The following is a 1,091-nucleotide window of genomic DNA, read 5'->3' as shown; positions in this document are numbered from 1 at the left end:
TGTACTGCCCAGGGACGTTGGTTGATGTGTGACGTCTTGAAATGACGAAGACCTCCGGTGGAGGGTGGAGCTGTCTAGTTCCCCAACCCGTCCGGAGGTCCTCGTGTCTCACGCTAATGCTGCTCTCACCCCGGTTCAACGTCTGCGGATCGGAAGGCTGGTCGTCGATGACGGCTGGCCTGTCGCCCATGCAGCGGTGTTCTTCCACGTGTCATGGCCGACCGCGAAGCGGTGGGCCGACCGGTACGCGGCGATGGGCCGCGACGGCATGCAGGATCGTTCATCGCGCCCGCACCGCAGCCCCACAAAGACTCGCCCGGAGCTGGTGCGGAAGGTCGTGCATCTGCGCTGGAAGAAGCGCCTCGGGCCCGTTGGGATCGGCGCCCGTCTCGAGATGCCGGCCTCGACCGTTCACGCGGTGTTGACCCGCTGCCGCCTCAACAGGCTGCGGCATGTCGACGTCCGTACCGGCGAGCCGGTCCGCCGCTACGAGCACGAGAGACCCGGCGCGATGATCCATGTTGACGTGAAGAAGATCGGCAACATCCCGGACGGCGGCGGCCACCGCTATGTCGGACGGCAACAAGGAGCCAAGAACCGGCAATCGACCCCAGGCACCACCCGGAACAGACATCACCACGAGCTTCTGGGAACAGCGTTCGTCCACACCGTGATCGACGACCACTCCCGGGTCGCTTATGCCGAGATCCACGGCGACGAGAAAGCCGAGACCGCCGTCGGCGTCTTGAAACGAGCCGTGTCCTGGTTCGAAGCGCGCGGTGTCACCGTCGAACGTGTCCTTTCCGACAACGGCTCCGCATACCGATCCCACGCCTGGCGCGACACCTGCGCCGAGCTTGGCATCAAGGTCAAGAAGACCCGCCCCTACCGGCCACAGACCAACGGGAAGATCGAACGCTTCCACCGCACCCTCGCCGACGGCTGGGCGTTCTCCCGCCACTACAACAGCGAATCAGCCCGCCGAGCAGCACTGCCAGCATGGCTCCACGAATACAATCACCACAGGCACCACACCGCCATCGGAGGCAAGCCACCGATCACGCGGTTAACTAACCTGCCTGGGCAGTACA

The 1,091-nt window shown here is 64.6% G+C and carries 1 protein-coding gene; it reads left to right on the top strand.

The genetic code is table 11. The annotated features are described in order from the left end of the window. Window positions 1–103: 103 nt before the first annotated feature. Window positions 104–1,091, top strand: a 988-nt coding sequence (locus E3T19_RS09400) for an IS481 family transposase (RefSeq protein ID WP_134408686.1), incomplete at its 3' end; no start/stop codon positions are given.

Source organism: Cryobacterium sp. TMT4-31 (assembly GCF_004403385.1).
Lineage (GTDB): Bacteria > Actinomycetota > Actinomycetes > Actinomycetales > Microbacteriaceae > Cryobacterium > Cryobacterium zongtaii.
Note: the sequence above shows the minus strand (reverse complement) of the source record. Positions and strands in the feature narration are given on the sequence as shown.